The sequence below is a fragment of the Pseudomonas sp. JV245A genome (assembly GCF_032424515.1).
GTDB classification, from domain to species: Bacteria; Pseudomonadota; Gammaproteobacteria; order Pseudomonadales; family Pseudomonadaceae; genus Aquipseudomonas; species Aquipseudomonas protegens.
This window is the reverse complement of sequence record NZ_VYKE01000192.1, coordinates 1-8,147: the sequence shown is the minus strand read 5'-3', so window position 1 is coordinate 8,147 and position 8,147 is coordinate 1. Positions and strand designations below refer to the sequence as shown.

Here is an 8,147-nt window from a genome sequence, read left to right as displayed (position 1 = left end):
GCAGCGCCTCGATCCCCGGCGCCGCCACCCCGGGGTGCAGGCTGAAATAGGCCACCAGGCGCTCGCCACGCATCAGCACCGCCACCTCGCGCAGGGCCGGGTGGCTGGCCAGCCGCGCCTCGATTTCCCCCAGCTCCAGGCGCAGGCCCCGCAGCTTGACCTGGAAGTCGTTGCGCCCGAGGAACTCCAGGTCGCCGTCAGCGTTGTAGCGCACCCGGTCACCGCTGCGGTACAGCCGGTCGCCGGCGACGAAGGGGCTGTCGATAAAGCGCTCGGCCTGCAACTGCGGCAAGCCCAGGTAACCCCGGGCAACCCCGACCCCGCCAATGTGCAGCTGGCCGCTGACGCCCTGGGGCACCGGCTGGTCATGGGCATCCAGCACATACAGCCGGGTGTTGGTGATGGCCTTGCCGATCGGCAGTTGTACCGGCGGCACCGCTGCCCCTGGCTCCAGGGTCCAGGCGCTGCTGTCCACGGTGGCCTCGGTGGGGCCGTAGACGTTGTGCAAACGGGCTCCGGGCAGGCGCTGGCGGAACAGCCGGGCAATCGCTTCGGTCAGCTCGCCGCCGCCGCAGAACACATCGGTCAGGCTGTGGCACTGGCCGGCCTCTTCCAGCTGCAGAAATTGCAGGAGCATGGCCGGCACGAACTTGATCATGCTCACCTGCTCCTCGCGCACCAATTGCGCCAGATACAGCGGATCGCGCTGGCCGTCGGGCCGCGCCAGCAACAGGCGCATGCCCGTGACCAGGGGCCAGAACAGCTCCCAGACCGAGCCGTCGAAGCTGAACGGCGCCTTTTGCAGCAGGGTGCCCCGGGCCCGCTCGCCACACAGCTGCGAACTCCAGTGCATCAGGTTGCCCAGGCCGCGGTGCTCCACCATCACCCCCTTGGGTGTACCGGTGGAACCCGAGGTGTAGATCACGTAGGCCAGGTGCGAAACCGTCAGCCCTGCCACCACGGGATCATGCTGCGGCGCTTGCTCCCAGGTACTGCGGTCGAAGTCGATCAGCGACAGGGGCAGCGGGCCCAGCAGCTCGCGGGTCGGCTGGTGCACCAGCACCGCCAGTGGCTGGCTGTCCTGCACCAGGTAGCGCAGGCGCTCCAGCGGGTAGTCCGGGTCCAGGGGCACATAGGCACCGCCGGCCTTGAGGATGCCCAACAGGCCGATCAGCAGTTCCGGGCTGCGCTGCACGCAGAGCCCGACTCGCACATCCGGCCCCACCCCCTGCTCGCGCAGGTAATGGGCCAGCTGGTTGGCGCGCTGGTTGAGCTGCCGGTAGCTCAGTTGCCGCGCACCGGCCTGCAGTGCAATGGCCTCGGGCGTGCGCCGCACCTGGGCCTCGAACAGGGCATGCAGGGTCAGCTCCCGCGGGTATTGCGAACGGGTGGCATTGAGCGTTTGCAGCAGGTAGCGCGACTCCACCGGCGGCAGGATCGACAGGCTGTGCAACGGCGTCTGCGGCGCCTGTTCCAGGGCCAGCACCAGCGCTTCGAGAGCGGTGCTCAGGTAGCCCAGCAGGCGTTGCGCGCCGATCCGCCGCGGGGCCCGGCAGCCCAGGCGGAACCCCGGTTCCAGGTCGTCCACCGCCAGCATCAGCGGGTAGCTGAGCACCTCTTCGCTGCTCAGCAACTCGACCCCAGGCAAACCCTGCAACAGGTCGCCGCCGAGGTTGTGGCGATAGTTGAGCAAGGCATTGAACAGCGGAGTCGGCGCCGCCACCGCGCTGCAGCGCTGGGCCAGGGACAGCGGCGCCTGCTCGTGGGCAAGCAAGGCACTGAGGCGCTGCTGGGCCTGGCCCAGCCCCTCGGCCACCGTCAGCCCCGCCAGCTCCAGGCGCAGTGGCAAGGTGTTGATGAACATGCCCAGGGCCCGGTCGGCCCCCGCCCCGGCTTGCAGGCGGCCCAGCAATACGCTGCCGAAGAGCACGTCCTCACGGCCGCTGGTACGCCCCAGTACCAGGGCCCAGGCCAGGTGAAACAGGCTGGCGGCGCTGACCCCGAGCTGGCGCACCTGGGTCCGCAGGCGCTGGCCAAGCTCGGCTTCCAGCAGGCCGCTGGCGTGCTGCAGGTCCAGTTGTTCCCCGGGCCGTTCCTGCAGTTCGAAGGCCAGGGTCGGCTCGTCCACCGTGCCCAGGCCGGCCTCGAAGAACGCCTTGTGGGCGCCCTGCCCCTGGCGCGTGCGAGCCACGTAGTCACGGTAGGCATAGGCCGGCGCCAGGCTGGCTTGCCGGCCTTGCACATGGGCGGCGATTTCCGCCAGCAGCACCGCGGTGCTGGTGGCGTCGTTGACCAGGTGATGGAAGCGCAGCAGGCCGATCCAGCGCCCATTGGCCCGGTCCTCGGCCCAGGCCAGGGCCAGCATCGGCGCCTGGCGGATATCCAGCGGGTTGTGCTGCGGGTCGAAGTGCTCGCGCAGTCGCTCCGCTACATGGCCGCCGGGCCCGGCCTGCCACTCTTGCACCGTCAGCCGGGCCTGGCGCCAGACCACCTGCAGCGGCTGCTCCAGCACGTCCCAGACCAGGCTGGTGCGCAGGATGTCGTGGCGCTCGATCACTGCCTGCAGCGCCAGGGCGAAGGCGTCCAGGTCCTCGCGCCGGGCGAAGGCGAACAGCGCGTGCTGCTGGTAGGGATCGCGGGCGGCGGTCATGTGGTGATAGAGCAGGCCCTCCTGCAACGGCGCCAGGGGGTAGATGTCCTGCACATTGGCAGCGCCGCCGGGGATGCAGGCCACCACGCGGTCGATGCTGTCCTGGTCCAGCTCCACCAAGGGCAGCATCGCCGGGGTGATGCGCTGGCAGTCGGGCGGAACGCGGTTGGCCGGGACCTCGACGACCTGCCCGGTGCTCACCGCCGCAGCGAGACTGGCCAGGGTCGGCTGGCCGAACAGCACCCGCACATCGGCCTGCAGGCCGGCCTGGGCCATGCGCTGGATCAGTTGCAGGGCCAGCAGCGAATGCCCGCCCAGTTCGAAGAAGTGATCGTGGCGGCCCACCTGCTCCACCTGCAGCAGCTCGCTCCAGAGCCCGGCCAGGGTGATTTCCAGCGGGCCCTGGGGCGCCTCGTAGGCGCGGCTGATCAGGTCCCCGGGCCCCGGCGCCGGCAGCGCCCGGCGGTCCAGTTTGCCGTTGCCGGTCAGCGGCCAGGCGTCGAGCGGTACGTAGGCCATGGGCAACATGTACTCCGGCAACTGCTGGCGCAGAAATTCCCGCAGTTGAAGGGCCGTGACCGCCTGGCGCGGAATGAACCAGGCCAGCAACTGGCCGTCCCGGGCCTGGACCAGCGCCTCGCGCACTGCCGGGTGATCCCCCAGGCGGGTCTCGATTTCCCCCAGCTCGATGCGCAGGCCGCGGATCTTCACCTGATCGTCGTTGCGCCCCAGGTATTCCAGGCTGCCGTCCTCCCGCCAGCGAGCCAGGTCGCCGCTGCGGTACATGCGCGCGCCGGGGCGGTCGCTGAAGGGGTCCGCAAGGAAGCGTCCGGCATTCATCCCATCGCGGTTGAGGTAACCCCGGGCCACCCCGCCACCGCCCACATAGAGCTCGCCGGGCACGCCGATGGGCAGCAGTTGCTGCTGTTCATCCAGCAGGTAGATCCGGGTATTGGCGATGGGCCGGCCGATATGCAGGGCTTGCCCGGCCTCGATGGCACCGGAAGTGGCGACCACCGTGGCCTCGGTGGGGCCGTAGTTGTTGATCACGGCAAACCCGGGGTCAGCAGGCAACTGGCGCAGGCGGTCGCCGCCGATCAGCAAGGTGCGCAGGGTCGGGTGGCCCAGTTGCTGGCTGAGGGCGTACTCGGCCACCGGGGTCGGCAGAAAGCTCACCTCCAGCGGCTGGGCGCGCCACCAGGCCAGCAGGCGGTCCAGCTCCTCGGGGCCGTCGCTGACCGGCGCCAGGTGCAGGGTCGCCCCGGCGCACAGGGCCGGCCAGACTTCCCAGGCCATGGCATCGAAGCCGAAACCGGCAAGGCATGAGGTGTGGCTGCCAGCCTGGAGGTCGAAAGCCCGGCCATGCCAGTCCACCAGGTTCGACAGGCTCTGGTGCTCCACCATCACGCCCTTGGGCTGGCCGGTGGAGCCGGAGGTGTAGATCACGTAGGCCAGGTGCTCGGCGGTCAGCCCGGCGGTCTCGGCAATCTCGCCCGGGCCATCCAGCCACTGGCCGTTGTCGAGGTCGATCAGCGGCACGTTCAGCGTCGGCAGGCACTGGCGCAGGGCGCCCTGGGTCAACACCGCCCGCGGTGCGCTGTCGTGCAGCAGGAAGGCCAGGCGCTCAGCCGGATGGGCCGGGTCCAGGGGCACATAGCCCGCGCCGGCCTTGAGAATCGCCAGCAGCCCCACCAGGGTTTCCGGGCTGCGCCGGGCGACAATGGCCACCCGCGCATCCGGCCCCACTCCCAGCTCGCGCAGGTGCAGGGCCAGGGCGTTGGCCCGGCGGTCGAGCTGTTCATAGCTGAGGGCCTGGCCCTGGGCGACCAGGGCAATGGCCTGGGGCGTGCGCCGGGCCCAGGCCGCGACCCGGGCGTGAATCCGCTGTTCGGCGGCGGCTGGCTGTTCGTTGGCGTTCCAGGCCTGCAAGCGGCGCAGCTCAGCGGCAGGCAGCAGGGAGAAGCGGGCCACCGGCAGTTGCACATTGTCCAGCCCCTGCTCCAGCACATGCAGCAGGCGCGCGGCCAGGGCCTCGATTTCCTCGGGCTGGAAATACGCCGAGTCGTAGACGTAGTGCATCCAGGCGCTGTCATCGAAGCTGTTGCTGCGCAGGTGGATGGCCAGGGGCGTGGGCTCGTGGCGGTTGGAGACTTTCACCGACGAGGCCGCCGCCTCGCCGTAGCGGTAGTCCAGGTCTTCCAGTTCGTAGGACAGCGACAGCTCGAACAGCTGCGCGCGGTCTTCGCGCAGCAGGCCGAGGGCGCGGTTGAGTTCGCTCAGGGGAAAGCGCTGGTGGCGGAAGTCCTGTTTCAGTACATCGCGCACCGCCCCCACCAGGGCCTCGAAGCTCAGTTCGCGGCCGAAGTCCATGCGCACCGCGCTGACTTGGGTGAAGGAACCCAGGGTCACCTTGAAGGCCGCATTGGGGCGGTTCAGCACCGGCATGCCCAGGACCCATTCGTCCCGTTGCAGGGTGCGGGTGAAGTACACATGCAGCGCTGCCAGCAGCACATGAAAGGCCGAGGCCCCGGTGCTCTTGCCCAGGGCCTTCATGCGTTCGTGCAAGGCCGCGGGGAACGCCTGGACCAGGGTCGCCCCCGGGGTCGCGGCGTCGGCGGCGGGCCGGTAGCGCGGGCGCAGCACCGGCTCCGGCAGGCTCTGGTACTTGTCCAGCCAGTAGTCGCGGTCCCGGGCATAGCGGCTGGACTGGTGGTAGCGGGCGTCGTCCTCGATGAAGTCGACAAAGGACGGCGCCGTGGCCTGGGGTTCCTCGCCGCTGGCCAGGGCGCTGTAGAGCCCGCCCAGGGACTGGGACAGCTGGGCAAACCCCCAGCCGTCGAGGATCAGGTGATGGGCCTCGACTTCCATCAGGTGATGCTCGGGGCCCACCCGGAACAGCGAGAAGCGGCACAGCCGTTCGCCGTCGAGCTTGAACGCCTGCTGCATCTGCCGGCGGATCTGCGCCTGGGCCGCCGCCAGCGGATCGGCCGCCGCGGACAGGTCATGGAACACCAGCTCCACCGGCCACTGCCGGTCGAAGTGCTGCAAGGGCAGACCGTCGACGCTGCCCTCCAGGGACAGCACCGTGCGCAGCACGTCGTGCTTGTCCACCAGCAGCTCCACGGTGCGCTGCATCAGCTCGGGCCGGAACGGCCCCTTGAGCACGGCATAACCGCCGATGTTGTACAGCGGCGAGTCGCCCCGGCTCAGTTGGTCGAGCCAGATATCGCGCTGCCCGGCGGTCAGCGGCAGGCCCCGGGCCTGTACCGGACCGGCGTTCATGCGCGCCCCCGGGCGGGGTGCCCGGCCCATGGCGGGCAGTGGCTGGCTGGGGTGACTGGCGCGACGAAAGCGCCCACGGCTGCGGCGGAAAAATGCGTCATAAGATCCTTCTCATGTGATGGGCCCGGGCACCGGCGTCCGCGGATTTAAGCATCGGCCCCAGGGCCTGTATGTCACCCGAAACCCGGACAGTTCCGGCCCCGGTCGGCCACCTCGGGCAGCACCGCGCCGGGCTGTTGCAGCAGCTCTGCTGATCAGCTGAATCGGCTGTAGGAAATTGGCTACGCGTGAACGACGCTCATGGCCTGGCGGAGGGCTTTTGCGTTCCACCGCAGGCTTGCCCCTCGGGCAACCTTGACGCCGGGAAACACCCCGCCGGCGGGCGCGACGGGACCGTCGCAAGGGCTTGACCCAGAGCCTTGGCGAGGCCCTGGCAGGGCCATGATGTCCCGGTTTCCCCCTACAGACGCCAGGCAAAGCCATAGGCTTAAATCAACGCCCGGGAACTGGATCAGGTTCATCGGGAATCTGCCACGGCATGCCGCGGCAAGCGCGCGTCGATCAGCGATTTGTCTCGATCAAGGATGATAAGGATATGAGTCTGACCAGCAGTATTGCGAACCTGGAAACCCCGCACTTCTACTTCGAACTGGGGCAGTTGATTTCCAGCTCCGGCCACCCGCAGTTCGCCAGCGAAATGCTGCAACTGGTGGACAAGCTGGTGCCACTGACCCAACTGGTACTCAGCGAATGGACCCTGGACGAACGCCAGGCCAGCCCCCTGGCCATTACCCTGCTGGGCCGCGCCGGGCTGCACAAGGACCTGCCACTGCCGGAGCCGCCGCGACGCCATGACCCGCTGCTGCAGCAGATGCTGGAAATGGACGACTCGCTGCTGATTCAAATGAATGCCCAGGCCCGCAGCGGCCCTTCCCGCACCACCGCGCACCAATGCCACCTGGTCTCGCGCAAAGCCAATCGCCGCTGTGTCATCGCCCTCTACCGGGCTCCCGACCAGGGCGGCTTTTCCCTGTCCGAACTGTCGTTTCTCAAGAGCCTGTCGCAGACCCTGCTGCCGTTGCTGGAACGCCACGCCCAGCTGCACCGGCAACAGGCCCTGAAGAACCTGCGCAGCTGGAGTGCCAAGCCCGCCGATGCCTTGCAGCAGACACCGCTGCAACGGGAGTTCGATGAGCGCCTGTCCCTGGGTGACATCACCCTCTCGGCGCGGGAAAAGGAAGTCTGCCTGGGGTTGCTGACCGGCGGCACCGTGCCGGAAATGGCCCAGCGCCTGAGCGTCAAGAACAGCTCGGTGGAAACCTACCTCAAGCGCGCCGCCGCCAAGCTCGGGGTCAGCGGCCGTCACGGGCTGGCCAAGTGGATGGTCGGCGCCTGAAACCGCCCGCACGCCCCTGGCTGTCCGCCATCAGGATGTGCTTGTCACGAGGCTGATCAATGCGTAACTCCCCACTGACCCTGGCGGCCCTGGCCCTGGCCCTCGGCGGCTGCTCCCTGGCCCCGGACTACCAGCGCCCGACCGCTCCCGTGGCGCCCCAGTACCCACAGGGCGCAGCCTTCGCCCCCGCTGCCGGCAACCCGGGGGCCGACTGGCAGGGACTGTTCCAGGACCCGTTGCTGCAGCAATTGATTCACAGCGCCCTGCAGAACAACCGCGACCTGCGAGTGGCGGCGCTGAATGTCGCGGCCTACCAGGCCCAGTACCGCATCCAGCGTGCCGACCTGTTCCCGGCGGTGAGCGCCGGCGTCTCGGGCAAGCGCCAGCGCCTGCCGGAACAGATGACCGGCAGCAAGGCACTGATCAGCTCCAGCTACTCCGCCAACCTGGGCATCAGTGCCTATGAGCTGGACTTCTTCGGGCGCATCCGCAGCCTCAGCCAGCAGGCGCTGATGACCTACCTGTCCAGCGAAGAGGCACGGCGCAGCGCGCAGTTGAGCCTGGTGGCCAATGTCGCCACGGCCTACCTGAGCTGGTGTGCCGACCAGGAGCTGCTGGAGCTGACCCGCAAGACCCTGGCCGCGGACGAACAGAGCCTGCGCCTGACCGCCCGCAATGGCAGCGCCGGCAAGATCTCGGCCCTGGATGTGGCCCAGGCCCGCACCAGCGTCGACAGTGCCCGCGCCAGCCTGGCCCGCTACCAGCGCCAGGTGGCCCAGGACCTGAACAACCTGACGCTGCTGGTGGGGGCGCCGCTGC

The 8,147-nt window shown here is 69.1% G+C and carries 3 protein-coding genes; 2 read left to right on the top strand and 1 reads right to left on the bottom strand.

Annotation, left to right across the window (positions count from 1 at the left end):
• A partial coding sequence (gene ofaA, locus F6S12_RS28235) for an orfamide A non-ribosomal peptide synthetase OfaA (protein WP_315869584.1) occupies window positions 1-5,932 on the bottom strand: 5,932 nt, incomplete at its 3' end.
• A 595-nt stretch (window positions 5,933-6,527) separates the two neighbouring features.
• Here ofaA and F6S12_RS28230 point away from each other — a divergent pair.
• Both F6S12_RS28230 and F6S12_RS28225 read left to right on the top strand, forming a co-directional pair.
• Window positions 6,528-7,328: a helix-turn-helix transcriptional regulator gene (locus tag F6S12_RS28230; RefSeq protein ID WP_011060444.1), complete on the top strand. Its 801-nt coding sequence runs from the start codon at window positions 6,528-6,530 to the stop codon at window positions 7,326-7,328.
• Between the two features lie 59 nt (window positions 7,329-7,387).
• The coding region (locus F6S12_RS28225; protein ID WP_315869583.1) for a TolC family protein at window positions 7,388-8,147 on the top strand (760 nt) is incomplete at its 3' end.

Excerpts from the sequence above, each read along its gene's own strand:
- F6S12_RS28230 (WP_011060444.1), top strand. The coding sequence starts at position 6,528 with ATGAGTCTGACCAGCAGTATTGCGAACCTGGAAACCCCGCACTTCTAC.